We start from the raw sequence: 24151 nt of genomic DNA, 5'->3' as shown, positions 1-24151 counted from the left end.
ATTGCCTGCAGGGGCGAATAAATTCGCCCCTGCAAAGGCGGTTGCCAGCGTGCATGAATTCAGAGGTGTTCTCGCATGAGAAAACTGTTCGCGGTCGCTTGCTTGGCGTTGTCGCCTCTGCTGGCGGCTGCCGGTGATGCGGTTTCACCCGCGACCGTCATCGCCAAGCAGCCGGTGACCTTGTTCTTGGCGGGAGATTCGACGATCGCCGAGAAGCTCAAGACCAAGCGCCCGGAGACCGGCTGGGGTGAATTCCTCGGCGTGCAATTCCTGCCGGGCGAGGTGGTCGTCGACAATCGAGCTCGCAATGGCCGCAGCACGCGGACCTTCATCGAGGAAGGGCGTTGGCAGGCGTTGATCGATTACATCCGTCCTGGTGATTACGTATTCATCCAGTTCGGGCACAACGACGCATCGGTGCAGAAGAAGGATCGCTACACGCCGCCCGCCGATTACCGGCGCAATCTCGAACGCTTCGTCGACGACGTCCGTGCGCGCAAGGTGACGCCGATCCTGCTGACGCCGGTGGCGCGGCGCAAGTTCGAAGGCGGGGCGTTGCAGCCGAGCCATGGCGAATATCCACGCATCGTGCGTGAGGTCGCGAAGGAACGGCGGGTTGCACTGATCGATCTGCTGGCCAGCAGCGAGACGATCCTGCGCGAGGCGGGCGACGAAGGTTCCAAATCGCTGTACCTGTGGGTAAAGCCCGGCGAAAATCCAAATTATCCGCAAGGCGTCGAAGACGACACGCATTTCTCGCCGGAAGGCGCCAGACGCATGGCCGAGGCGGTGGCGGCTGGGCTGCGTGCGTCGGATCTGCCGCTGAAGCAGTCGTTGCAGCCGTGACGGATCCGCGAGCAGGGAAGCTCTAGAAAGTGCCGCGTTGAAGGAACGGAACGCGTTGGTAGAGCCTGCGCTCGCCGCCGCGCGGATCGTTTTCGAGTCGGGGCCGCACGTCGAACAGCATCGTCTCTCGGTGCTTAAGCGAGTATTGCTTCCACGTCGGCAAGCCGCGATGGTTTGGGCTGCCAGTGCGCGCGAGCGCGATCAGGCTTTCGCTCATCGCGTCTGCGAGCCGCTGCGCGTCGGCGCCGTCGCCCGTGCGCGAGCCAGGCTGGCGGATGTTGTCGAACATCAGCGGAATGTCGAGCGTATGCATGGCGCCGAACTTGCCGCCATCCAGCGGCGAGCCCCAGTCGAGCTGGTAGACCCATGTCGGCGCGTTCTGCCTCGCCCGCGCTTCCGCCTCCTCGATCGCGCCGCGCCAGGAGCGGCCGGCCGTGGTCGCGGCGAAGAACACGTCGGAAGGCGTGTAGCCGGGATACAGGCGCCGATATTCGGCGATCACCACGTCTGGATCGATGTCCGCATATTGCTGCGTGCGCAGACGTTCCGGCAGTTGTTCCCAGGTCAGCGCGAAATTGGACGGGTCGTTGCCGAGGAAGGCACGAGTCTCGTCGCGGGTGTTGCCGATCACCAGCGGAATGTGGGCCGATTGTGGCGGCGCATCGGGCCAGAACGGATGCCGGGGGAGTGATCGTTCGTCCATTACCGGGCCGAAATACAGCGAGGTGTCCTCGATTCGCGAGAAGTCGCGGACCTGGGTCGCTTCGAGCAGGCGTTCGACAGGCAAGGTGCGGATCAAGGCCGCGTCCTTGGGTGCCAGCTTCAATGCATCCAGAAAAAGCTGCGCGCGCTGCGTGGCGGCGCGCGGACCGGCGGCGGTGACTTGTTGTCCGCTCATCGTCATTGCGCGATGGAACAGGCCGCGCGCGGCCGGCATCGCCATCAGTGTGGCGATCTTGGCGCCGCCGCCGGATTGACCGAACACGGTGACGTTGGCGGCATCGCCGCCGAACTCGTGCGCATGCTGGCGCACCCACTGCAACGCCTGCACGAGATCGAGCTGGCCGGCATTGCCCGACCAGGCGAAATCCGGTTCACCGAACTGCGCCAGATACAGATAACCGAAAGCGTTGAGGCGATGGTTGACGGTGACCACCACCACGTCGCCGCGGCGGCACAGATTGACCCCGTCGTAGAGCGGGCTGCTGCCTGAGCCGTTGTTGTAGCCGCCCCCGTGGATGTAGAACAGGATCGGCCGCTTGCCGTCGTCGCGCAGACCTGGTGTGTAGACGTTGAGGAACAGGCAATCCTCGCTGATCGCTTCCTCTGTCTTGAGCTGCGGCGCGGCGGCGCCATGTCGCGTGGCATCGCGGATGCCGTCCCATGATGTTTCGCGTAGCGTGGGCATGAAACGCCGCGATGCGGTGTCGGCACCGTAGGGAATGCCCTTGAACACGTGCACGGTACGGTCGAGATAGCCGCGCACGCGTCCGCTTCTCGTGGTGGCGAGGGGTTCGGTGGTGGCCGCGCGAGTTGTCAATGCCGGCAGCCATAAACCGGCGCCGAGCAGTGCGGAGGATTTCAGGAAGCGGCGGCGGTTCTCGCTGTCCATCTCGCACGTGCTCCAGTCAGCGCAGGGGGTCGCGTCGCTGCAGGGGCTTCAATGGTTCCATGCTGTCGAGGTTCCAGTCCGATGGAACGAAAGCCTGCCGCGTTTCCTTTTGCTTCGGGTAGCCACCGACTTCTTCCTCGCTGTCGATGATCTTGCCGCGTCCTTCGATCACATCGGCGAGGATGCGGCGGTCCACGTCATCGCGATCCCACGGGCGCGCGCCCGCGTTGGCGACCACGGCGTCCTGCACCTGCGCCGAAGGCAGCAGTTGCACGCCGAAGGGCAGCGGCGGCGCCTTCCCGAGGGCATTCACCTTGACCGGCGTGGTGGTGTAGCTGCCTTGTTGCGGCACGGTCCGGCCGATGCGATCGATCGCGAGATTGTCCTCAGCGTACAGATCGATATCGCCGGAACCGCCGATCATGAAGAACGCCAATGTCTCCGTGGACGGGCCTGCACGCATCACGTTGCCGCGCAGGATCATCTCGCCGGGTTCATAAGTGTGGCCGATCCATTCCTCGGCGATCAGGTTGTAGTGCACCGCGCGCTGGCCGGGATCGTAGATCAGGTTGTTGAGCACCTGTCCGCGTGCGCCGCCCTTGAACAGGGGATTGCGCTCGTAATTGTGCGCGTAGAGGTTGCCGACGATGAGGATGTCGCGCACATGGTCGTGCACCAGCGTGCCCTTGGAATGCTCGCCCTTGCCATGCGTGGAGTGGGCCAGTCCTTCGGCGATGAGGTTATTGCTGAAAGTGATGCGATGCGAAGTGGCTTCGGCGAAGTTCTTGCCGTCGTTCGCGCTGGCCGCGAAGCGCGGACCGGAGGCGGAGAGGTTTTCGTCGGTGGCCCAGGTCAGCGAACAATGATCGATGATCACATCGCGCGCGGCGACGGTGGAGATGGCATCGAAATCCACGCCCGCCATCTTGCCGAGGCCGGTGCTGCCAGGCCGCACGCGCAGATGCCGGATGACGACGTCGTGCGTGGCGATGTCGATGCCGCCGCGGATCAAGGTGATGCCCGGCTGCGGCGCGGTCTGGCCGGCGATGGTGAGGTAGGGTTCGGTGATCTTCACCGTCTTGCGCTGCAGATCGATCACGCCGCCGACCTCGAACACGATCGTGCGCGGGCCAGGAGTCGACAACGCTTCCAGCAAGGAACCGGGGCCTTCGGCGGCAAGCGTGGTCACACGTAGCAGCTTGCCGCCGCGTCCGCCAGGCGTGCGTGCGGCCCAACCTTGCGCGCCGGGGAAGGCGAGCGCGCCTTCGGCGGTGGCGGCGGCCTTTCTGGCCGCGATCGCGGCGGGCATGGACAGGCAGAGCGCCAACCCGATCAGCCAGCCCACGCCAAGCGCCGGCCACGCACGGCCTTTCCCCTTTCCAAGCATGTCCATCCCTCCCTCCAGAGTTCGACCGCCATCGTTACGGTGCGCCGCAGATTGTCAATGACACCGGTTTCCTATACAACTGCCCCATGCGGATTTTGCGAACGGGAGACGGGGTGGGGATGGATCGGATCGTCTTGGCAGGGGATGACGGCGAAAGCCGGGAGATCGCCCGGCGCCTGGTGCGCGCACGGCTCAGGGCCGAATCCCTGCCGATCTACCCGGGCACCCGTCCGCAGACGATGGACGCGGGCTACGCCAGCCAGGACGCGGCGATCGAGCTGTGGCCGTCGACGGTGGCGGGCTGGAAGGTGGGACGCATCCCGGACGAATGGCTGGGGCGGATGGGCGAGGAGCGCCTGGTCGGGCCGATCTTCGCCGATGCGATCCAGACCTTCGACCCCGGTACGCCGGCGCGCTTTGAAGTGATCGAGGGCGGATTCGCCGCGGTCGAGGCCGAGTTCGTGTTCCGCCTGGGCGCCGACGCGCCCGCGCACAAGACCGCGTGGAGCGAGGACGAGGCCGCCGCCCTGGTCGACGCGCTGATGATCGGCATCGAGCTGGCGGGCAGTCCGATGGCGATGATCAACGTGTGGGGGCCGGCGGTGGTGGTCTCGGACTTCGGCAACAATGCCGGCCTGGTGCTGGGTCCGACGATTCCGGACTGGCGCGATCAGACCGAGGATGCGCTGCTGTGCGAGACCTTCATCGATGACCGTTCGGTCGGCACCGGCCGCGCCAGTTCGATCAGCGGCGGCACGCTGGCGGCGCTGCGTTTCGCCCTGGCGCGTTGCGCCCGGCGCGGCTTGCCGTTGAAGGCGGGGCAACTGGTGTCCACCGGCGCCGCGACCGGCATCCACGACATCCGCGCCGGACAGCGCGCGCGCGTCGAATTCCCCGGCATCGGCACGATCCATTGCGAGGCGGTGCCGGCGCGGCCGAGGAGCTTGGCGTGATCGCGCGTCGCCGTTTCATCGCGATGGGCCTCGGCTCGCTGGCGGGCGCGATCGTGCCGCATGCGTTCTCCGCGCCGGGGAAAACCTTGCTGCGCGCGGCCGATGTGCATGTCGACGGCTATCCGACCGTGGAGGCGGTGCGCTGGATCGGCCGTTATCTGCGCGAGCGCACCGATGGCCGTCTCGACACGCTGGTGTATCACTCGGGCCAGCTTGGCCGCGAATCGGTCACGGTCGATCTGGCGCGCTTCAACGCGCTGGCGATGACGCGCGTCTATCTGGCGACGATGAACGATTCGGTGCCGGCCACGCGCATCCTGTCGCTGCCGTTCCTGATCGATTCCACGCCGCATCTGCGTCGCGCGCTGGACGGGCGTCTTGGCGCGTCGCTGCTGGCCGGTTTCGAGCGGCGCGATCTGGTCGGGCTGGCGTTCTACGATTCCGGATCGCGCAGCCTATACAACACGAAGCGTCCGATCCACGAGCCCGCCGATTTGCGCGGCCTGAAGCTGCGCGTGCCGGTGTCGGAGATCTTCGTGCGCCTGATCCACGCGCTCGGCGCCAACGCGACGCCGTTGCCGTTCGGCGAAATCTTCTCGGCACTGCAGACGCATCTGATCGACGGCGCCGAAAACAACATCAAGAGCTTCCAGTCCAGCCGTCACTTCGAGGTGGCGCACTACTGGTCGGAATCGCGGCATGCCTATACGCCGGACGTGCTGCTGATGTCGCGCGCGGCGCTGCAGGCGCTCACGCCGCTCGATCGCGAACTGGTGCGCGAAGCGGCGTCGGCATCGGTGCCGTACATGCGCGCCCTGTGGGATCAGGCCGAGAAGACCGCGCGCGATGCGGTGCTGGCATCCGCGGTGAAGGCGAATGAAGTCGATCGCGAGGCGATGCGACGCGCCACCGAAGCTGTTGCGCACGAATATCTGCGCGATCCGGTGCTGGCGAAACTTTACGAAGACATCCGCGCCACGGCCTGAGCGTGGTGATCCACACGAACATCGCCTGGAGGGGTCGGTGAACGAAACAGAACAACCGCGGCTAGCCGCTGAAACACCAGAAGCCTCGCCCGGCTGGCTCGATCATCTGGCGCGGCTGGCGACGTGGATCGCCGGTGGCGCGCTGCTGGCGATGGCCGCCGTGCAGGCCTGGCAGGTGTTCGCGCGGTATGTCCTGAACGCTTCGCCCGACTGGACCGAGCCGGTGGCGCTGCTGCTGCTCAACACCGCGATGATGTTCGGCGCGGCGGTGGGTGTGCGCGCGGAATCGCATTTCGGGTTCTTCATCGCGCGGCAGGCGGCACCGCCGCGCATCGGCCGCGTGATGCACGCGCTCAGTCGCGCGATCGTCGCCGTCACCGGCGCGCTGCTGGCCTGGTGGGGGGCGCGTCTGACCGCCGACAGCTGGGAGGTGCCGATGGCCGGCGCGCGCATTCCGGAAGGCACGTTCTATCTGCCGCTGTGCATCGGCGGCGTCCTGATCGCGGTGTTCGCATTGCACCGCCTGTTTGCGGGCGGCGCGCCCGCGCAAGGACATTGACGATGGCGATCACGATCCTCTTCGGTGTGTTCCTCGGTCTGCTGGTGCTGGGCGTGCCGGTGGCGTTCTCGCTGTTCGCCGCGTCGCTGGCGACCTTGCTGTATCTCGATCTGCCCGCGATCGCGGTGGCGCAGCTCACCGCGACCGGTGCGGCGTCGGCATCGCTGCTGGCGATTCCACTCTTCATCTTCGCCGGCGAGATCATGCTGCGTGGCGGCATTTCCGAACGGTTGATCGGGCTCGCCTCGTCGCTGGTCGGCCACATGCGCGGTGGTCTGGGGCAGGTGAGCGTGCTGTCATCGCTGTTCTTCGGCGGGGTCTCCGGTTCGGCGATCGCCGATGTCTCGGCGGTGGGCGGCGCGATGATTCCGCAGATGGTCAAGCGCGGGTTCGATCGCGATTTCGCCGTCAATGTCACCATGACCGCCGCACTGGTGGCGTTGCTGGTGCCGCCTTCGCACAACTTGATCCTGTATTCGGCCTCGGCCGGCGGCAGCATCTCGATCGCCGATCTGTTCGCCGCGGGCGTCATTCCGGCGCTGCTGATGACGGTGGTACTGATGTTCACCACATGGCTGATCGCGCGCCGTCGCGGTTATGCGGTGGAGGTGTTTCCGGGATTCGCGGCCGTGGCGCGGCGTTTCGTTTCCGCGCTGCCCGGGCTGCTGCTGGTGGCGATCATCTTCGTCGGCATCCGCGCCGGCATCTTCACCGCGGTGGAAAGCGCGGCGATCGCCGTGGTCTATGCGTTGCTGATCACGGGGCTGGTGTACCGGAGCCTGTCGTGGCGCGACTTCGTCGCCACCTGTGGCCATGCCGGACGCACCACCGGCATGATCCTGCTGGTGATCGCGTCCGCCGCCGCGTTCGGCTGGCTGCTGGCGTATCTGCAAGTGCCCGCCGCTTCGGTCGAGCTGCTGACCGGCATCACCACCGACAAGAACCTGATGCTGCTATTGATGATCCTGATCCTGCTGGTGCTCGGCACCTTCATGGATCTGGCGCCGATGATCATCATCTGCACACCGATCTTTCTGCCGCTGGCGAAGGCGATCGGTATCGATCCGATCCACTTCGGCGTGATCCTGATCCTCAAGGGTGGATTGAGCCTGATCAGTCCGCCGCTGGGCTCGGTGCTGTTCGTCGGCACCGCGATCGGGAAGATCAGCATCGGCGAATGTCTGCGCACGATCTGGCCGTTCTGGCTGTCGTCGCTGGCGGTGCTGCTGGTGGTGGCGTTCGTGCCGCAACTGTCGTTGTGGTTGCCGGCGTTGCTGAAGTAAGCAGCTGCGGCGGGTTCGTGAGAGGGTAGGGATGCATTCGACGAAACGATCGTTCCCGATGTGGGTCGGGCGCCTGTCGATGGTGGTGCTCGTCTTCGCCGCCGCGCAAACCAGTGCCGGGACACCACAGTGGAAACGCGGCATCGAGCATCAGCGCCAGGCGGATCTTGGCGACGGCACCTTTCTCAATCCGGTGTTCGCCGGCGATCACCCTGATCCGTCGGTGCTCAAGGACGGCGAGGACTATTACCTCACGCTGTCTTCGTTCACCGCCTATCCTGGTTTGCCACTGTGGCATTCGCGCGATCTGGTCAACTGGGAGCCGATCGGCCACGCCATCAGCAAAAACGTCGGTTCGATCTGGGCGCCGGATCTGGTGAGGCACGGCGGCCGCTACTACATCTATTTTCCCGCGCGCACCGGCGAGCGTCGCGGCAACTTCGTGGTCTGGGCCGATCACATTCGCGGCCCGTGGAGCGAGCCGATCGACATCGGGCTGCCGAAGCACATCGATCCGGGCCATGCGGTCGGCGAGGATGGCAAGCGCTATCTCTTCCTCAGCGGCGGTGATTACGTGCAGCTGTCCGACGATGGCCTGCGCATGGTCGGCGAGGTGAAGCATGTTTACGACGGCTGGAAATATCCGGAAAGCTGGGATGTGGAGAGTTACTCGCAGGAAGGTCCCAAGATCACCCGCCACGGCGACTGGTTCTACATGACCACCGCGGTTGGCGGCACCGCCGGGCCGCCAACCGGTCACATGGTGATCAGCGCGCGTTCGCGTTCGATCCACGGCCCGTGGGAGAACTCGCCGCACAATCCGATCACGCGCACGGCCAGCGCCGCCGAACCCTGGTGGTCGCGCGGCCATGCCACGCTTGTGGAAGACATCGGTGGTCGTTGGTGGATGCTTTACCACGGCTATGAACACGGCTTCTGGACGCTGGGCCGGCAGGCCTTGCTCGAACCGATCGAATGGACCGGCGACGGCTGGTTCGTCGCCAAGGGCGGCACCCTCGGGCAGCCGTTGAAGAAACCCGCGGGCGAGTCGGTTGGCCGGCACGGGCTGGCGTTGTCGGACGATTTCCGCGGTGGCCGGCTTGGGCCGCAATGGGCGTTCTTCGATCCTGGCCCGGACGAGATGAAGCGGCTGTCCTTCGGCGACGGCGTGATGACGGTGCAGGGCAAGGGCACGTCGCCGCGCGATGCCTCGCCGCTCACGGTGATCGCCACCGATCAGGCCTACCAGATCGAGGTGGCGCTGGAGATCGAACCCAACGCCATCGGCGGCATCCTGCTGTTCTACAACGATCGGCTCTACGCTGGGCTTGGCAGCAATGGCGAGGCTTTCGTCCTGCACCGCTACGGCGAGGAGCGGCCGGCGCGGCTGCCGGCGGGCAAGGGTGGCCGGCTCTGGCTGCGCCTGACCAACGACCGCCACATCGTCACCCTCCACCACAGCCGGGACGGCAAGACTTGGCAGAAGTACGGCGTCCAGATGGAAGTCTCCGGCTACCACCACAACGTCGCCGGCGGCTTCCTGGCATTGAAGCCGGCGATCTACGCCGCCGGCAGCGGGCGCGTGCACGTCCGCGATTTCCGCTATCGTGCCTTGGATTGAAGCCTGTGCCTTGGATTGAAGCCTATGCGCTGGATTGAAGTGCGGCCCCGGAACGAGCCGTCGGGCTAAAATCGGCTATACGGAGGAACATCCCGCCACCATGCCACCGCGCAAGACATCGAAGGAATCCGCGCCGGCACCGGCCATCGCCGCGACGCCAGCCGCGATCGGCAACAAGGTGGCGACGATCAACGACATCGCGCGGCTGGCGGGCGTGTCCAAGAAAACGGTTTCGCGCATCATCAACCGCTCGCCGCTGGTGCGGCAGGACACGCGCGAGAAGGTCGAAACGCTGATGCGGGAAGTCGGCTACGTGCCCGATCCGATGGCGCGGGGCCTGGCGTTCCGCAAGTCGTTCCTGATCGGCATGGTCTACGACAACCCGACCGCGCAGTACATCGTCAACATGCAATACGGCGCGCTGGATGCGATCCGTGATTCCGGCTTCGAACTGGTGGTGCATCCCTGCGACAGCCGCAGCCCCGGCTACATCGAGGGTGTGCGCCGTTTCGTGCAGCAGCAGAAGCTGTACGGCGTGATGCTGGTACCGCGCGTGTCCGAGGATCAGGCGCTGGCGGACATGCTGGTGGGCATCGACTGCCGTTATGCGCGCATCGCGGCGGTGGCGCTGGACGAGGCTTCGCGCATGGTCGTCACTCACGACCGTCAGGGCGCCGCCGAAGCCGCCGACTATCTGCAATCACTGGGCCACCGCGACATCGCCCTGATCACCGGCCCGCGCACTTACCGTTCGGCGCACGAGCGCACGTCGGGCTTCGTCGAGGCTTTGGCCAAGGGCGGCATCAGCCTGCCGGAATCGCGCATCATCGAGGCCGGCTATACCTTCGAATCCGGTGTCGCCGCCGCCGAGAGCCTGCTCGCGGGCAATCGCCGCCCCACCGCGATCTTCTGCGGCAACGACGAGATGGCGGCCGGCGTGTACAAGGTCGCGCTGCGCTCCGGCATCAGCATTCCGCAGCAGTTGTCGGTGATCGGGTTCGACGACAGCCCGCTGGCTTCGCGGCTGTGGCCGGCGCTGAGTTCGGTGCGCCTGCCGATCCGCGACATGGGCCGCATCGCCGCCTCGATGCTGCTGCAGCCAGACGCCGTCTCGGCCTCGATGCTGGCGGCCAACAGCGTGCATCCGCACCTGGTCATCCGCGACTCCTGTCAGCCGCCTCCCTGAAGCGGCGCTTGGCCGCACCGAGAAGGCTGTTTGCAATGCGAAATGACACCGGTTACCAGTCGGGCTAGAATCGGCCCGACCCTTCTCCCCGGCGATGGATGCCCACCATCGACCCCGCGCGACCGGAGCCCCGTGCATGTACCGCAAGACCTACCACGCCACCCATCCCGACTCCCTGGCCGGCGCCACCAACGAACAGCTGCGCGATCGCTACCTGGTGCGCGAACTGTTCGCCGCGGACGAGATCCGCCTCAACTACACCCACTACGAACGCATCGTGGTCGGCGGCGCGGCGCCGGTGAAAGCCGCGCTGTCGCTGCCCGCGCAGACCGAGCCGGCGTCGGCGGCGGGCAAGTCATTTCTGGAGCGGCGCGAGCTGGCCGTGGTCAACGTCGGTGATGGCGACGGGCGCGTCACCGTCGACGGCACCGCTTATGTGCTCAAGCCGCGCGATGGCCTGTACGTCGCGATGGGCAGCGAAGACGTGCGCTTCGAATCGATCGATGCCGCGGCGCCGGCCAAGTACTACCTGTTCTCCACGCCCGCGCACGCGCGTCACGAGACCAAGCATCTTTCGATCGACCAGGCGGTACCGCTGGAGCGCGGCGCGTTGGAAACATCCAACGAACGCACCATCTATCAGTACATCGTTCCGGCCACCTGCAAATCCTGCCAGCTGCTGCTCGGCGTGACCTTGCTCAAGCCCGGCAGCGTCTGGAACACGATGCCGCCGCATCTGCACGATCGCCGCTCCGAGGTCTACTTCTATTTCGGCCTCGACGAAAACCAGCGCGTGATGCATTTCATGGGCGATCCGGCCGACATGCGCCATCTGGTCATCGGCAACGAAGAAGCCGTGCTGTCGCCGCCGTGGTCGATCCACATGGGCTCGGGCACCAGCAGCTACGGTTTCATCTGGGCGATGGGCGGCGAAAACCTCGATTACACCGACATGCATCAGCTCGACATCTGCCAGCTGCAATGACACCGGCCCCGCCAGGAGCAAGCGCATGACGCACCCGTTCGATCTCAGCGGCAAGGTAGCGCTGGTGACCGGCGCCAATACCGGCCTCGGCCAGGCCATCGCGCTCGCACTCGCCCAGGCCGGCGCCGACGTCGGTGCGATCGGGCGCAGCGCGCCGGCCGAGACCGAAGCGCAGGTGCTCGCGCTCGGGCGCCGCTTCGCCTGGATCGAAGCGGATCTTGGCGATGGCGCGAACGGCGCCGACATCGTGGCGAAAGCGCGCGACGTGTTGGGCGGCATCGACATCCTGGTCAACAACGCCGGCACCATCCGCCGCAACGATGCGCTCGATTTCAGCGAGGAAGACTGGGACGCGGTGATGGGCGTCAATCTGAAGAGCGTGTTCTTCCTCTCGCAGGCGGTGGCGCGCACGTGGGTGGCGGATGGACGCGGCGGCAAGATCGTCAACATCGTCTCGATGCTGTCGTTCCAGGGCGGCATCCGCGTGGCGTCCTATACCGCCAGCAAGTCGGGACTGCTCGGCATCACCCGCCTGCTGGCCAACGAATGGGCCGCCAAGGGCATCAACGTCAACGCGATCGCGCCCGGCTATTTCGCGACCAACAACACCGAGGCGCTGCGCAACGATAAAACGCGCAACAAGGCGATCCTCGAACGCATTCCAGCAGGCCGCTGGGGCAACCCGGCCGATCTGGGCGGTGCCGCGGTGTTCCTGGCCAGTGCGGCGTCCGATTACGTGCATGGCGCGGTGCTGGCCGTCGATGGAGGCTGGCTGGCGCGCTGACAGTTCCACGAAGTGATGCTCCACGAAATGATGCTCCATGAGGGGATGACGATGGACGAAACGACGCACATCGATCAGAAATGGCGGCTGCTCCTGCTGCTGTTCTCGTTATTCGTGATGGTGCTGTTCGCCGCGGATGCGCTCGCGCAATCGACAGCCAAGCCGACGCGCGCGGATTCCTACGTGCAGAATGAGCGCGACATCGCCATCGAGCAGCCGGGACCGCACGAAGGACTCGGCAAGACCACGGCGTACCCGTTCTTCGAGCAAGCCGAAGGCTTCGACCTGGTCTTCCGCAAGCGCGCGCTACATCCGGGTGCCACGATCGGCGCCCACACCAACGACAAGGACGAGATCTACTACATCCTCACCGGCAAGGGCGAGCTGACGTTGCAAGGCGAGACGCGCGAAGTCGGGCCCGGCGACGCCATCCTCACCCGCAAGGGCGACAGTCATGCGTTGAAGCAGCTGGGGCGCGAGGATCTGGTGATCTTCATCGTCTATCGCAAGCAAGCCGCCAAGCCGTGAAGGCCATCTGGCCGAGGCGCGCTACCGCGTCGCGTCGTATTCCGCAGGCTTGCCGACACGCAGGACGCAAAGCGCCGCCAGCAGCAGACTGACTCCGCCGATCAGCAGCGCGAAGATCGGCGCATTGCCGAAGAAGGTCTTCAACAGAAAACCCAGCACGCTGGCGGCGAGCAACTGCGGAATCACGATGAACAGATTGAAGATGCCCATGTACACGCCCATCTTTTCCGCCGGCACATTGTCGGACAGCAAGGCATAGGGCAAGGACAGAATCGACGCCCAGGCGAAACCGACGCCGACCATCGACAACAACAGCCAGTGCGGATCGCGGATCAGCAGGAACGACAGCAGACCGCAGCCGCCCAGGACGAGATTGATCAGATGGCTCAGGCGCGGGCCAAGCCGGCGCGTCATCCAAGGAATCAGCATCGCCGCGAGAACGGCGAAACCGTTGTAGGCGGCGAACAGCACGCCGGCCCAGTTGGCACCGTCATTGTAGGCGGCCGAACGCGTGTCATCGGTGGCGAAATGCACGCGGGTCACCGCCGCCGTCGTGTAGATCCACATCGCGAACAGCGCGAACCAGGAAAAGCACTGCACCGGCACGAGCTGGCGCATGGTCACCGGCATCGTCAGCAGATCGGCGATGATCGCGGTGAGCGGATTGCGCGCACGGCTGTAGCCGGCGATCAGCTGTATCGCGCCGTAGGCGAACAAGCCGGCGGCGAGGAGGTGCAGTCGCGCATCGGCCCGCGTGAGATAAATGGCGATAAAGGCCGCCAATCCGGCCGCGCACCAACACGCGCCGGTGAACCGCACGCGTGCCGGCAACGATGGCGCGGGCGTGGCGGGTTTCGCATCCTCGAATGCGGCAAGCGCATCGGGCGGATACTCGCGCGTGGATAGCACGGTCCAGCCGAGCGTGCCGAACAGGACGGCGGCACCGAGATAGAACGCAAGCTTCACCGTATCGGGAATCTCTCCGGCGGCGGCAAGGTTGCTGATGCCGAATCGCGCGAGCAGCCAGGGCAGCAGGCTGGCGATGACGGCGCCCGCCGCGATGAACAAGGTCTGCATCGCGTAGCCGGCGGGCCGCTGCGACGATGGCAGTTGATCGCCGACGAAGGAGCGCAACGGCCCCATCGAAACGTTGATCGCGGCATCGAGAATCCACAACAGCAACGCCGCGCTCCACAGCGTCGGCGAATTCGGCATCGCGATCAGCGCCAAGGCGGCGACGATTGCGCCGGCGAGGAAATACGGCCGCCGCCGCCCAAGCCGCCCCCACGTGCGATCGGAGTAATAACCGATGATCGGCTGCACGAGCAGCCCGGTCAGCGGCGCGGCGATCCACAGCGCCGGGATGTCGTCGATGCTGGCGCCGAGGGTCTGGAAGATGCGGCTGACGTTCGCGTTCTGCAGCGCGAGGCCGAACTGCAGCCCCATGAAGCCGAAGCACATGTTCCAGATCTGCCAGAAGCCGACCGGGACCCTGTTTGTCGTGACAGGCATGGAGATTTGACCGAAGCGTGCGGCGTTCGCGGCGGCGTTGCTCAGCGCCGCTTCGCCGAAACCGGCACCGGTCCGCCCGACTGGCGGATCTTCAGCTCGTAGGGCACGCGCACGAGCGCGCCCGCCTGCGGATCGCGGATCGCGGCGAGTAGTTGCTCCGCGGCGATGTAGCCCATCTCGCGACACGGCTGCCGCACCGTCGTCAGGCTCGGCCAGATCTGGCGCGAGGCCGGCGTGTCGTCGAAACCGAACACCGACAGGTCTTGCGGAATCCGCATGCCGCGCTCGAACGCCTCGTGCATGACGCCGCAGGCGCTGTCGTCGTTGGCGGCGAAGATCGCGGTGGGCGGATGCTTCAGGTCGAGCAGCTGCTTTGCACCAGCGACGCCGTCGTCGAAGGTGAAACCACCATCGACGACGAGCTTGGGATCGTAGGCAATGCCCGCACGACGCAGGCCGTCGCGATAACCGGCTAGCCGCCAGGCGCGTCCGCCGTGCGGCGGCGGGCCGGCGATGTGGGCGATGCGGCGGTGACCGAGCTCGACCGCGTGAGCGATCATGTCCGCCGCCGCCTTGCGCTCATCAAGAATGGTGCCGATGCGCGCATGGCCGAGCTTGGCCTTTGCGGAGATCGTGGCGTAGCGCACGCCGAGCGCGTCGAGACGATGCAGCAGCTTGACGTCGTCGGCGAACGGCGGCACCAGGATCAGGCCGTCCGGACGATATTGCGCGATCGATTCCTCCACCGCGCGGATGTGGTCGGCATTGGAATATTCCAGCGGACGCAGCATCGCGCTGTAACGCTGGCGCTCGCAGGCCGCGAGCATGCCGACGATGATCTCCATGACGTAGCTCGACGCCGCGGCCGGGTCGTCGTACACCAGCGAGATCAGGTAGGAACGATTTCCGGCCAGACTGCGCGCCGACGGATTCGGACGATAGTTCAGCGCCTGGGCCGCCGCCTCGACCTTCAGCCGGGTTTTCTCGCGCACGTTCGGTTCGTGGTTGAAGACGCGCGAGACGGTTTTCATGGAGACGCCGGCGGCCTGGGCGACGTCTTCGATTCTGGCGCGCATCAATGCGTTTCCGTGGGGCGGTGGTGGCGAGGCATGTTATCGCACGCGGCGATGCCGGCCGGTGCCTCAGCTGCGGGCGAATGCGATCACGTCGGCGTCTGGAGCGATACGAAATACCGCGCGAATTCGTTGTTGCGGTGCGGCATCTACGCATGCCTGGGAGCGTCAATGTGACACCGCCGGCACAAATTGGCAGCGCTGTCATTTTGTAATTGACAGCGCTGCCATTCTGCCGTATCACTCGCTCCGCTCCACACCGGCCAGCGGCAGGGTACTGTCGAAAAAGAGCCGGGAGACGGGAGCGTCCGAACCGGAGGGAAGAGGGACATGGTGTACCGTTCGCACGCGCTGTATGGCGCGATTCTCGTCGCGCTCGTTTCATCCACTGATGCCCTGGCCGGGCCCGCCGGCCAGGCGCAGGCCGCGGATGCCGCGCAACCACAGACACAAGCGGCTCCCGCGCCGCAGGAAAGTGCGCCGCAAGCAAGCGCGGCGAAGACGCTCGACACCGTCATCGTCACCGGCACGAAGCGCGAGACGCCGCTGCAGAAAACGCCGGTCGCGATCAGCGCGCTCGATGCCGAGACGCTCGAGAAGGAGCGGGTGATGACCGTGCAGGACATCACCAAGCTGGTGCCGAGCATGCAGGCGACGCGGCAGGGCGACCACGACGTGGTGACCATGACCTTGCGCGGCATCGGCAACGATCAGGCCAAGACCGAGTACGCCGATCCGGAAGTGGCGATCTTCGTCGACGGCGTGTACTCGCCGCGCGCCGAAGCGGCCGCTGGTCTGCTGCTGGACGTGGAAGCCGCGGAAGTGTTGCGTGGCCCGCAGGGCACGCTGTGGGGCCGGAACTCCACGGTCGGCGCGGTCAACTTCCGCACTGCGAAGCCGGAGATCGGCAGCTATTTCGGCAGTGCGCAGCTCAGCGTCGGCAACTACAACGCGGTCGGCGCGCGCGCGATGGTCAACCTGCCGATCAGCGACACCTTCGCGATGCGTGTCGCCTTTGCGCAAGAGCAGCACGACGGCTACGTCGATTATCAGGACCCGGTTGGACAACTTCCGTCGGTCGAAGCGCAGCGTACCGCCTATGCGGCGACTGGTGGCGATCCCGCCACGTTCCGGCCGATCAATCCGAACCAGTACGTCACCGACGGCGACAAGTACAGCGCCCAGGACCAGTCCGCCGCGCGCGTGAGCGCGCTGTGGCAGCCCAACGATGCCTTCAGCTGGAACCTGGCGCTGGAATATTTCCGCGATCGCGGCACGCCGAGCATGAACCTCATGCAGCGTCCGCGTGCCGGTCAGGATTTCTGGTCGGCGCTGATCGACACCGCGCCGTACATCGTGCGCGATTCCTACGCCCTGCGCAGCCGCATGGACTGGGACATCAACGATGGGCTGCGGCTGTCCTACATCGCCGGTTTCGGCAAGTTCGACGGCCGCTCCACTTACGATCAGGACAGCGGCGTGCTGGTGCCGACCTGTTTCGCCTGCGGTCCCGCGCAGTTCCAGGAAGATCGCACCAACGATTCCGAGTACAAGAGCACCAGCCACGAGCTCAATCTGTCCTCGACTGGCGAGCAGACCATCGACTGGATCGTGGGCTTGTACTACGCGGCCGAGAAGAATTCGATCCGGTTCGACATCCCGATCTTCAACGGCACCCAGGAAGGCACGGTCGCTTGGCAAGGCTCGTTCATCCAGCCGAAGGAAACGGTGGATTCCTACGCCGCGTTCGGTCAGGCCACCTGGAACGTCAACGAGAACTGGCGCCTGACCGCCGGCGCGCGCTACACCGACGACAAGAAGAAGAACGTCGGCGGCCGCGGCTGGGGCTGGGCCTACAACCCGGACGTGCCGCAGGTGCCGATTTCTCCCGGTACGTACCCGAGTCCCGAAAACGGATTCAACATCTCCACGGTCAACGACGGCGAGTACAGCCACAGCCAGGTGACATGGCTGGCGCGCAGTGATTTCGATGTCGGCGAGAACGGACTGCTCTACGCCAGCATCTCCACCGGCTACAAATCCGGCGGCCTGCAGGACGGCGGCGCGACCTACAAGCACGAGGAACTGACCAACTACGAGATCGGCGGCAAGTTCAGCTTTCTGGAAGGACGCCTGACCTGGAACAGCGCCATCTACTACATGGACTTCAAGAACTTCCAGCTGTCCGCGCCGATCACCTTCCCCGACGGCAATCGCGGCCTGGGCTTCTCCAACGTGCAGGGCAGCACCAAGGTGTGGGGTTACGAAAGCGAGCTGTCCGCCTTGCTCGGCGAGAACGATCGCGTGCATTTGACCGTTTCGGGCATTCCGAAGAAGGACCTAGGTACGCTGCTGTACGCCGGCAGCAACGATTACCAGGGCTTGCCGACCTGCGCGCCTGAGTCGGGCATCCAGCGCTGCATGAACGTGTCCGGCAACGAGTTGCCGCATGCGTCCGACTTCGCGATGACGCTGATCTGGGAACACGATTTCCATCTCGGCAATGGCGGCACCCTCACGCCGCGCCTGACCGGCCACTACGAAACCGAAACCTGGTTGAGCGTGTTCAACCTCGGCCGGGAAGATCAGCAGAAGTCCTACGGCCGTGGCGATTTCTCGCTGCGCTACGAGGAGCCGGGCAAGCGCTGGTGGGCGGGGCTGTACATGCAGAACATCAGTGATGAGAAGACACGGACCGCGGCCGGTCGTTTCGATCCGTCCGGCAATGGCACCGGTCCGTACCTGTGGGTGTCGCAATACCTGCCTCCGCGCACGTACGGCGTCAACTTCGGCCTGTATTTCTGATGCGACCGGCACTGGTCGCGCTGGCGCTGCTCGTGGCGGTTGGAGCAACGAGCGGTGCCGGAGATGCATCGGGCGGCGGTGCGCCTGCGGTCACGTTCCATCCGGAGCGCTGGCCTGCGCCGGTCTGGCCGTTTCCGCACGATGCGGCGCTGGAAGCACGTGTCGATACATTGCTGAAAGCGATGACCGTCGAGGAGAAGGTCGGCCAGCTGATCCAGGGCGACATCGCCAGCCTCACGCCGGAAGACGTGCGCAAGTACCGCCTCGGCGCGATCCTGGCCGGCGGCAGTTCCGATCCCGGCGGCAAATACAATGCGCCGCCAGCGGAATGGCTGGCGCTGGCCGATGCCTTCTACGAAGCGTCGATGGACACGCGCGACGGCGGTCATGCGATCCCGGTGCTGTTCGGCATCGACTCCGTGCACGGACACAGCAACGTCGTAGGCGCGACCGTGTTCCCGCACAACATCGGATTGGGCGCGACGCGCGATCGGGAACTGGTGCGCCGCATCGGCGAGGTGACCGCGGTGGAAACCCGCGTCACCGGCATGGAGTGGGCATTCGCACCAACGGTGGCGGTGCCGCGGGACGATCGCTGGGGGCGCAGCTACGAAGGTTATTCGGAATCGCCCGACGTCGTGGCCAGCTTCGCCGGCAAGATGGTCGAAGGGTTGCAGGGCAAGGTGGGTACGCCGCAATTCCTCGACGGCACGCACGTGATCGCCTCGGTCAAGCATTTCCTCGGCGATGGCGGCACCGTCGACGGCCGCGACCAGGGCGATACGCGCGTCAGCGAAACCGAACTGATGCGCGTGCATGCAGCGGGTTATCCGCCAGCGATCGCCGCCGGTGCGCAAACGGTGATGGCCTCGTTCAACAGCGTCCACGGTGTGCATATGCCGGGTCACCGGCCGTTGCTGATCGATGTGCTGAAAGGGCGGATGCAGTTCGGCGGCTTCGTGGTCAGCGATTGGAACGCCCATGCGCAGGTGCAGGGCTGCGACAAGCTGCGTTGTCCGGCCGCGTTCAACGCGGGCCTCGATATGGCGATGGCGCCGGATAGCTGGAAAGGGTTGTATGACAGCACGCTGGCAGCGGCGAAGTCGGGCGAAATCCCATCGCAGCGTCTCGACGATGCCGTGCGCCGCATCCTGCGGGTGAAGTTCCGGCTCGGGTTGTTCGAGGCGGGCAAGCCCTCGCAACGTCCGCTCGGCGGCAGATTCGAATTGCTCGGCGCGCCCGAGCATCGCGCGGTGGCGCGACAGGCGGTGCGCGAATCGTTGGTGCTGCTCAAGAATCAGAACGGCCTGCTGCCGCTGCATCCGAAACAGCAGATCCTGGTGGTGGGTGATGGCGCGAACGACATCGGCAAGCAATCCGGTGGCTGGACCCTGAACTGGCAAGGCACGGGCACCCAACGCGCCGATTATCCGAACGCCGACACGGTCTTCGAAGGCATCGCGCAGCAGGTGCGCGCCGCGGGTGGCACCGCGACGTTGTCCGTCGATGGTCGTTACGAATACAAACCCGATGTCGCAATCGTCGTGTTCGGCGAAGACCCGTATGCGGAATTCCGCGGCGATCTCGCCACCCTGCTGTACAAGCCCGGCAACGATGCCGACCTGCAGCTGATCAAGCGGTTGAAAGGCGAGGGCATCCCGGTCGTGGCGGTGTTCCTCAGCGGACGACCGCTCTGGGTGAATCGCGAGATCAACGCCGCCGATGCCTTCATCGCCGCCTGGTTGCCGGGAACGGAAGGCGGCGGTATCGCCGACTTGCTGCTGCGCAAGCCCGATGGCGGTGTGCAGTACGACTTCACCGGAAAACTGAGTTTCTCCTGGCCGCGCACTGCCGCGCAGTACCGCAACAATGTCGGCCGGCGCGGTTATCGGCCGCAGTTCGCCTTCGGCTACGGGCTTCGCTACGGCGACGATGGTGATCTGCCGCGATTGTCGGAAGTGTCGGGCGTCACCGCCGCTCAGGCGTCGAGTGGTGTCTACTACGCGCGCGGCAAGCCGCAATCCGGATTGAAGATGCAGTTGGAGACAGCCGACGGCCGCTCGCACAAGCTGGATGCGATACCCGCCGCGACGGAAAACGGCAGCCTGCGTGTGCGCAGCGAGGATCATCAGATCCAGGAAGATGCGCGCCGCTTCGTCTGGTCGGGTGGCGCCTGGGGCCGCGCGGCCGTCGTCGCCGAAACGCCGCTCGACCTCACCCGCGAAAGCAATGGCGACGTGCTGCTGCTGACCACGCTGAAAATCGAAGCCGCCCCGGCCGGCGACATCTGGATCGGCGTCGGCTGCGGCCAGGACTGCGGCGCCCGCCTCCCGCTGCGCGCCACCCTGGCGGCGTTGACGCCTGGGCAGTGGACGCGCGTCGGCATCCCCCTGAAATGCTTCGCCGACGCGGGCGCGGACCTGCGCCGACTCGACCGTCTGTGGTCGATCGAAACCGATACCGCGCTGGAACTGTCGGTCTCGCGCATCGCGCTGGGGACGGCGGATCAGGCGGAGCGGGTCGTGTCCTGCACGCCTTGATGTGCCCCGATTCAAGGGGTTGGCCGGTTCATGGCCAATTCCGCAAGTAGAGCCCGCGCGAACGAGCGCTGGACGGGGGGCCGTACTATAGAGGCGCATGACCGCCTCCCCCGCCATCACTGCCGCGATGCAATGCCTGTCCGTCGCCCTCGATGATGGACTGGGCCGACATGTCAACACTATTGATACAAATCAATATGTTAGGATGAAGCCGAACCTTGACGTAGCACTGCTCGTCACAACGTCCGGTTTGTGTGCTCAGTGACGTTTGATCGTAAAGAGTGATTTCGATCACGCGTGCCGTTGGACTGAAATGACGTAATCTAGTCGCGACTGGCGCGATCCGACCCGTTACAATTTGACGTCTACCGGAGGCCGCATGAGCAAGAAGCATCGAAATACCGAAGCATTAGATGCCTCTGTGAGCGGACTGATTCGCCAAATGGAATTGCCCTTTCAGACTGCCAGTCGAAAGCAGGCCGATATCATCAAGTTCCCATCTAAGCCTAAGGGCGAGAGTGAAGCGCTAAAGCGAATTCTTGAATTCGCAAGTCGCTTGCCAGGACGCTAAGCTAGCTCTAACGCTTTGTGGCGCGGGGAGCAGCCATTTGAGCACTAATCTAAAGCCGGTACCCACCCCAAGTGCGGGTGGTGCGAGTGCTATGGGATCTAGCAGTGACGCTCACGGCTACATTTCTAAGCGGCTCTCCAAAGAGCTTGTTATCGCATTGAGTGGGCCTGTGGGTGCAGGTTTGCCAATCGTCAGGGAGCAGCTTGAGAAGGCGCTTAGAGATCGCCAATACACGCCAGTGCATGTGAAGCTGAGTGATCTGTTTGCCCAGCAAGTCTCCAAGTTGAACTTGCCGGATGAGGAACCTGTCTCCGGAAGTGCAGCTTTCCAACGGATTTGGAGGCTGCAGGGGATGGGTAACAAGCTTCGCGGAGCATTGGGCGAAGACATGGCTGCACAGTTGGCTGTGAAGCAAATCTCGGTGCACCGAGCCAGTCAGCACCCGTCAGTTGCGTTGGATGAGATCGAGCCTCGACGGGTCGCCTACATCGTTGATCAGCTGAAACACCCGCGTGAGGTTCGTTTGCTGCGTGCAATCTACGATGACCTCTTCTATATGGTTGGCGTTCTGAGTTCGCATGATCAGAGAACGGCATTCCTAAAAGACTTAGGCATGAGTACGCCTGAGGCCGAAAAGCTCATTGATCGAGATCGAAAAGAGGTAGACAGTGACGGTCAACAGCTAGAGAAGACCTTGCTTCATGCTGACTATTTCATCAACAACTCCAAGAAGAACTTGCCTGACCTCTTGACTTCACTGCATAGATTCCTCGCGCTGGTTCATGGAGACCCACGGGTTTCCCCTGGTGCGGAAGAGCGTGGAATGTATGCCGCTTTCAGTGCCGGCTTGCGATCCGCGTGCCTGTCTAGACAGGTTGGCGCCGCCATCGTCGATGACGCGGGTAACGTCATATCCACGGGGTGCAACGACGTCCCGAAAGGTGGTGGTGGGCTGTATGAGCCGGGGCCCGGAGATCAACGATGCATCCATAAAGGTGGCCTTTGCTACAACGACAAGCACAAAGACAAGTTGAGCTCCGAGATAGCTGACGTGCTCTCGAAAGAGGGCTTCGAGCAAGATCAAGTAACAAAGATAACGGCCGCCATTCGCAAAAACACGCGAGTAGGTGCGCTGATTGAGTTCTCCAGAGCAGTCCATGCTGAAATGGATGCGATTGTTGGGGTGGCGCGAACTGGAGCGAAAGGAATCGTTGGAGCCACGCTCTACACCACTGTGTATCCCTGTCACAACTGTGCTCGCCACATCGTGGCTGCGGGTATCGCTTCAGTTGTATTTATCGAGCCCTATGAAAAGAGTCTCGCCGCAGATTTGCACGATGATGCAATCCTTCAAGAGCTGGAGCCAAAGCCTGAGTATCAGAACTACTCCTTGGTCCACTTTCGGCATTTTGAGGGGGTCTCTCCAGTCAAGTTCGCGCGATTGTTCCAGATGGGGGCTGCTAGAAAGAACAGTCAGGGTAAGGCAGTCGACCAAGATCTGGCAGGCGAGAAGAAGGAATCCATGTATCTCGATGACTATAAGGTTCTCGAATACAGAGTTATCGACAATCTGGAAAAGGTGGAGAAGAAACTAGCTCCCCCGCCAGCGCCACCAGCGCCACTTCCACTTCCGCCTCAGGCTGGTTGAGCGCCCTGGCGCTCAAGCGTCAAGTCGCGAACTCGTGAATTAGAAAGTGAGCTGAATGCCAGAATCGACGTAGCTTCAGCTGAGCTGTGCTGCCGTCCTTGCGGCGGCGTGCAGTGATCGTTCCCCATGTTGCTATATACGTATTTGTGTGGCATCCACGTAGCACTTCGAGCGTCGAAATGCTCGGAAACCCCCGAAAATTTCGTAGAAATGAATCAGCCAGAAACCATTGCTGTAGAAGGATCTAGGGTCCGCCAGCCTTACGGCTCCGGTGATTTTCTGCTTTCCGTCGCCCCGATGATGGACTGGACCGACACACATTGCCGCGTCTTCCACCGCCTGCTCGCACCCGGCGCGCGGCTGTACACCGAGATGGTGCATGCCAACGCGGTGATCCATGGCGATCGGTCCAGGCTGCTGGCGATGGATGCCATCGAGCATCCGGTGGCGCTGCAACTGGGCGGCAGTGAGCCGCCGCTGCTGGCGCAGGCGGCGCGGATCGGCGTCGAGCATGGATTCGACGAGATCAATCTCAATGTCGGCTGCCCGTCGGATCGCGTGCAGGCCGGGCGCTTCGGCGCCTGTCTGATGCGCGAGCCCGATCTGGTGGCCGAAAGCGTGGCCGCCATGATCGAGACGGTCGCGGGATTGCCGAAGCCGGTGCCGGTCACGGTGAAATGCCGGCTCGGTGTCGATGACGAAACGCGTTACGAGGTGTTCCGTGCCTTCATCGATGCCGTCGCGGCCGCCGGCTGCCGCGTCTTCGTGGTGCATGCGCGCAACGCTTGGCTGAAGGGCCTCTCGCCGAAGGAAAACCGCGAGGTGCCGCCGCTGCGCTACGAATGGGCATACGCGCTCAAGCGCGAGCGGCCGGACCTGACCGTGATCGTCAACGGCGGCATCGCGGCGGTGGATGCCGCGATCGAACATCTCTCGCACGCCGACGGCGTGATGCTGGGCCGCGCGGCCTATCACGAGCCCTATGTCCTGCATCGCCTGGACGCCGTGCTGTCCGGCACCGAACCGAAACCGCGCGCGGAACTGCTGCGCGCGCTGCGCCCGTATGCCGAGGCGCAACTCGCGCGCGGCATGCCGCTCAAGCATCTCACCCGCCACGTGCTCGGCCTGTTCCATGGCGAGCGTGGTGGACGCGCGTTCCGGCAGATCCTCAGCGAGGGTGCGCACCGGCCGGGCGCGGACTGGTCGCTGGTGGAGACGGCGCTGTCGATGACGGAAGGTTCCGCGCGGATCGCGGCCTGATGCCGGCGGATT

19 protein-coding genes are annotated in these 24151 nt (G+C 64.6%); 15 read left to right on the top strand and 4 right to left on the bottom strand.

The annotated features are described in order from the left end of the window. Positions 1-75: 75 nt before the first annotated feature. Positions 76-846 carry a rhamnogalacturonan acetylesterase gene (locus AC1RNP_RS10960; protein WP_493051275.1) on the top strand — a complete coding sequence of 257 codons (771 nt, stop codon included), beginning with the start codon at positions 76-78 and terminating at the stop codon, positions 844-846. 22 nt (positions 847-868) lie between these two features. On the opposite strand, the gene AC1RNP_RS10955 is transcribed toward AC1RNP_RS10960, so the two are convergent. Both AC1RNP_RS10955 and AC1RNP_RS10950 read right to left on the bottom strand, forming a co-directional pair. Next, a complete protein-coding gene (locus AC1RNP_RS10955; RefSeq protein ID WP_493051274.1) occupies positions 869-2458 on the bottom strand; it encodes a carboxylesterase/lipase family protein in 1590 nt (529 codons plus the stop codon). A gap of 16 nt (positions 2459-2474) precedes the next feature. Further along, the gene (locus tag AC1RNP_RS10950; RefSeq protein WP_493051273.1) at positions 2475-3845 is read right to left on the bottom strand and encodes a pectate lyase family protein; all 1371 of its coding nucleotides are present in this window, start codon (positions 3843-3845) and stop codon (positions 2475-2477) included. A 119-nt stretch (positions 3846-3964) separates the two neighbouring features. Between AC1RNP_RS10950 and AC1RNP_RS10945 the strand changes: the two genes are divergently transcribed. From AC1RNP_RS10945 to AC1RNP_RS10905, 9 genes are all read left to right on the top strand, one after another. Further along, positions 3965-4798 carry a 2-keto-4-pentenoate hydratase gene (locus AC1RNP_RS10945; RefSeq protein ID WP_493051272.1) on the top strand — a complete coding sequence of 278 codons (834 nt, stop codon included), beginning with the start codon at positions 3965-3967 and terminating at the stop codon, positions 4796-4798. Then, positions 4795-5784: a TRAP transporter substrate-binding protein gene (locus tag AC1RNP_RS10940; protein WP_493051271.1), complete on the top strand. Its 990-nt coding sequence runs from the start codon at positions 4795-4797 to the stop codon at positions 5782-5784. Before AC1RNP_RS10945 ends, AC1RNP_RS10940 begins: the two co-directional genes overlap by 4 nt. 37 nt (positions 5785-5821) lie before the next feature. After that, the gene (locus tag AC1RNP_RS10935; RefSeq protein WP_493051270.1) at positions 5822-6343 is read left to right on the top strand and encodes a TRAP transporter small permease; all 522 of its coding nucleotides are present in this window, start codon (positions 5822-5824) and stop codon (positions 6341-6343) included. A gap of 2 nt (positions 6344-6345) precedes the next feature. Next, positions 6346-7626 (top strand): TRAP transporter large permease, encoded by a 1281-nt coding sequence (locus AC1RNP_RS10930; protein WP_493051269.1) that lies wholly within the window; start codon positions 6346-6348, stop codon positions 7624-7626. A 79-nt stretch (positions 7627-7705) separates the two neighbouring features. Further along, positions 7706-9247, top strand: a complete 1542-nt coding sequence (locus AC1RNP_RS10925) for a family 43 glycosylhydrolase (protein WP_493051307.1) — start codon at positions 7706-7708, stop codon at positions 9245-9247. A gap of 100 nt (positions 9248-9347) precedes the next feature. Beyond that, positions 9348-10433 carry a LacI family DNA-binding transcriptional regulator gene (locus AC1RNP_RS10920; RefSeq protein ID WP_493051268.1) on the top strand — a complete coding sequence of 362 codons (1086 nt, stop codon included), beginning with the start codon at positions 9348-9350 and terminating at the stop codon, positions 10431-10433. 136 nt (positions 10434-10569) lie between these two features. Then, a complete protein-coding gene (gene kduI / locus AC1RNP_RS10915; RefSeq protein ID WP_493051267.1) occupies positions 10570-11418 on the top strand; it encodes a 5-dehydro-4-deoxy-D-glucuronate isomerase in 849 nt (282 codons plus the stop codon). Between the two features lie 25 nt (positions 11419-11443). Continuing rightward, positions 11444-12202 carry a 2-dehydro-3-deoxy-D-gluconate 5-dehydrogenase KduD gene (gene kduD, locus AC1RNP_RS10910; protein ID WP_493051266.1) on the top strand — a complete coding sequence of 253 codons (759 nt, stop codon included), beginning with the start codon at positions 11444-11446 and terminating at the stop codon, positions 12200-12202. A 51-nt stretch (positions 12203-12253) separates the two neighbouring features. Beyond that, positions 12254-12730 (top strand): cupin domain-containing protein, encoded by a 477-nt coding sequence (locus AC1RNP_RS10905; protein ID WP_493051265.1) that lies wholly within the window; start codon positions 12254-12256, stop codon positions 12728-12730. A 21-nt stretch (positions 12731-12751) separates the two neighbouring features. Here AC1RNP_RS10905 and AC1RNP_RS10900 read toward each other — a convergent pair whose 3' ends face one another. Together AC1RNP_RS10900 and AC1RNP_RS10895 are read right to left on the bottom strand one after the other, a co-directional pair. Continuing rightward, positions 12752-14242 carry an MFS transporter gene (locus AC1RNP_RS10900; RefSeq protein ID WP_493051264.1) on the bottom strand — a complete coding sequence of 497 codons (1491 nt, stop codon included), beginning with the start codon at positions 14240-14242 and terminating at the stop codon, positions 12752-12754. Positions 14243-14283: 41 nt separating this feature from the next. Beyond that, positions 14284-15318 carry a LacI family DNA-binding transcriptional regulator gene (locus AC1RNP_RS10895; protein ID WP_493051263.1) on the bottom strand — a complete coding sequence of 345 codons (1035 nt, stop codon included), beginning with the start codon at positions 15316-15318 and terminating at the stop codon, positions 14284-14286. Positions 15319-15645: 327 nt separating this feature from the next. Between AC1RNP_RS10895 and AC1RNP_RS10890 the strand changes: the two genes are divergently transcribed. The 5 genes from AC1RNP_RS10890 (at position 15646) to dusA (ending at position 24139) form a co-directional block, all read left to right on the top strand. Next, positions 15646-18120 (top strand): TonB-dependent receptor, encoded by a 2475-nt coding sequence (locus AC1RNP_RS10890; protein ID WP_493051262.1) that lies wholly within the window; start codon positions 15646-15648, stop codon positions 18118-18120. Beyond that, on the top strand, positions 18120-20660 hold the full coding sequence (locus tag AC1RNP_RS10885) for a glycoside hydrolase family 3 protein (protein ID WP_493051261.1): 2541 nt from the start codon (positions 18120-18122) through the stop codon (positions 20658-20660). Before AC1RNP_RS10890 ends, AC1RNP_RS10885 begins: the two co-directional genes overlap by 1 nt. A 379-nt stretch (positions 20661-21039) precedes the next feature. Next, complete coding sequence (locus AC1RNP_RS10880) at positions 21040-21231, top strand: hypothetical protein (RefSeq protein WP_493051260.1); 192 nt, start codon at positions 21040-21042, stop codon at positions 21229-21231. 169 nt (positions 21232-21400) lie between these two features. Continuing rightward, positions 21401-22879, top strand: coding sequence for an anti-phage dCTP deaminase (locus AC1RNP_RS10875; protein WP_493051259.1), 1479 nt, complete (start codon positions 21401-21403; stop codon positions 22877-22879). Between the two features lie 279 nt (positions 22880-23158). After that, a complete protein-coding gene (gene dusA, locus AC1RNP_RS10870; RefSeq protein WP_493051306.1) occupies positions 23159-24139 on the top strand; it encodes a tRNA dihydrouridine(20/20a) synthase DusA in 981 nt (326 codons plus the stop codon). The last annotated feature ends 12 nt before the right edge of the window (positions 24140-24151 follow it).

Source organism: Luteimonas sp. GW821-FHT14E02, assembly GCF_058803905.1.
This window is presented reverse-complemented; position numbering and strand designations above follow the sequence as displayed.

Excerpts from the sequence above, each read along its gene's own strand:
- AC1RNP_RS10890 (WP_493051262.1), top strand. The coding sequence starts at position 15,646 with ATGGTGTACCGTTCGCACGCGCTGTATGGCGCGATTCTCGTCGCGCTC.
- AC1RNP_RS10880 (WP_493051260.1), top strand. The coding sequence starts at position 21,040 with ATGAGCAAGAAGCATCGAAATACCGAAGCATTAGATGCCTCTGTGAGC.
- AC1RNP_RS10945 (WP_493051272.1), top strand. The coding sequence starts at position 3,965 with ATGGATCGGATCGTCTTGGCAGGGGATGACGGCGAAAGCCGGGAGATC.
- AC1RNP_RS10895 (WP_493051263.1), bottom strand. The coding sequence starts at position 15,318 with ATGCGCGCCAGAATCGAAGACGTCGCCCAGGCCGCCGGCGTCTCCATG.
- AC1RNP_RS10885 (WP_493051261.1), top strand. The coding sequence starts at position 18,120 with ATGCGACCGGCACTGGTCGCGCTGGCGCTGCTCGTGGCGGTTGGAGCA.
- AC1RNP_RS10930 (WP_493051269.1), top strand. The coding sequence starts at position 6,346 with ATGGCGATCACGATCCTCTTCGGTGTGTTCCTCGGTCTGCTGGTGCTG.
- AC1RNP_RS10925 (WP_493051307.1), top strand. The coding sequence starts at position 7,706 with ATGGTGGTGCTCGTCTTCGCCGCCGCGCAAACCAGTGCCGGGACACCA.
- AC1RNP_RS10900 (WP_493051264.1), bottom strand. The coding sequence starts at position 14,242 with ATGCCTGTCACGACAAACAGGGTCCCGGTCGGCTTCTGGCAGATCTGG.
- AC1RNP_RS10950 (WP_493051273.1), bottom strand. The coding sequence starts at position 3,845 with ATGCTTGGAAAGGGGAAAGGCCGTGCGTGGCCGGCGCTTGGCGTGGGC.
- AC1RNP_RS10905 (WP_493051265.1), top strand. The coding sequence starts at position 12,254 with ATGGACGAAACGACGCACATCGATCAGAAATGGCGGCTGCTCCTGCTG.
- kduI (WP_493051267.1), top strand. The coding sequence starts at position 10,570 with ATGTACCGCAAGACCTACCACGCCACCCATCCCGACTCCCTGGCCGGC.
- AC1RNP_RS10960 (WP_493051275.1), top strand. The coding sequence starts at position 76 with ATGAGAAAACTGTTCGCGGTCGCTTGCTTGGCGTTGTCGCCTCTGCTG.
- AC1RNP_RS10955 (WP_493051274.1), bottom strand. The coding sequence starts at position 2,458 with ATGGACAGCGAGAACCGCCGCCGCTTCCTGAAATCCTCCGCACTGCTC.
- AC1RNP_RS10920 (WP_493051268.1), top strand. The coding sequence starts at position 9,348 with ATGCCACCGCGCAAGACATCGAAGGAATCCGCGCCGGCACCGGCCATC.
- kduD (WP_493051266.1), top strand. The coding sequence starts at position 11,444 with ATGACGCACCCGTTCGATCTCAGCGGCAAGGTAGCGCTGGTGACCGGC.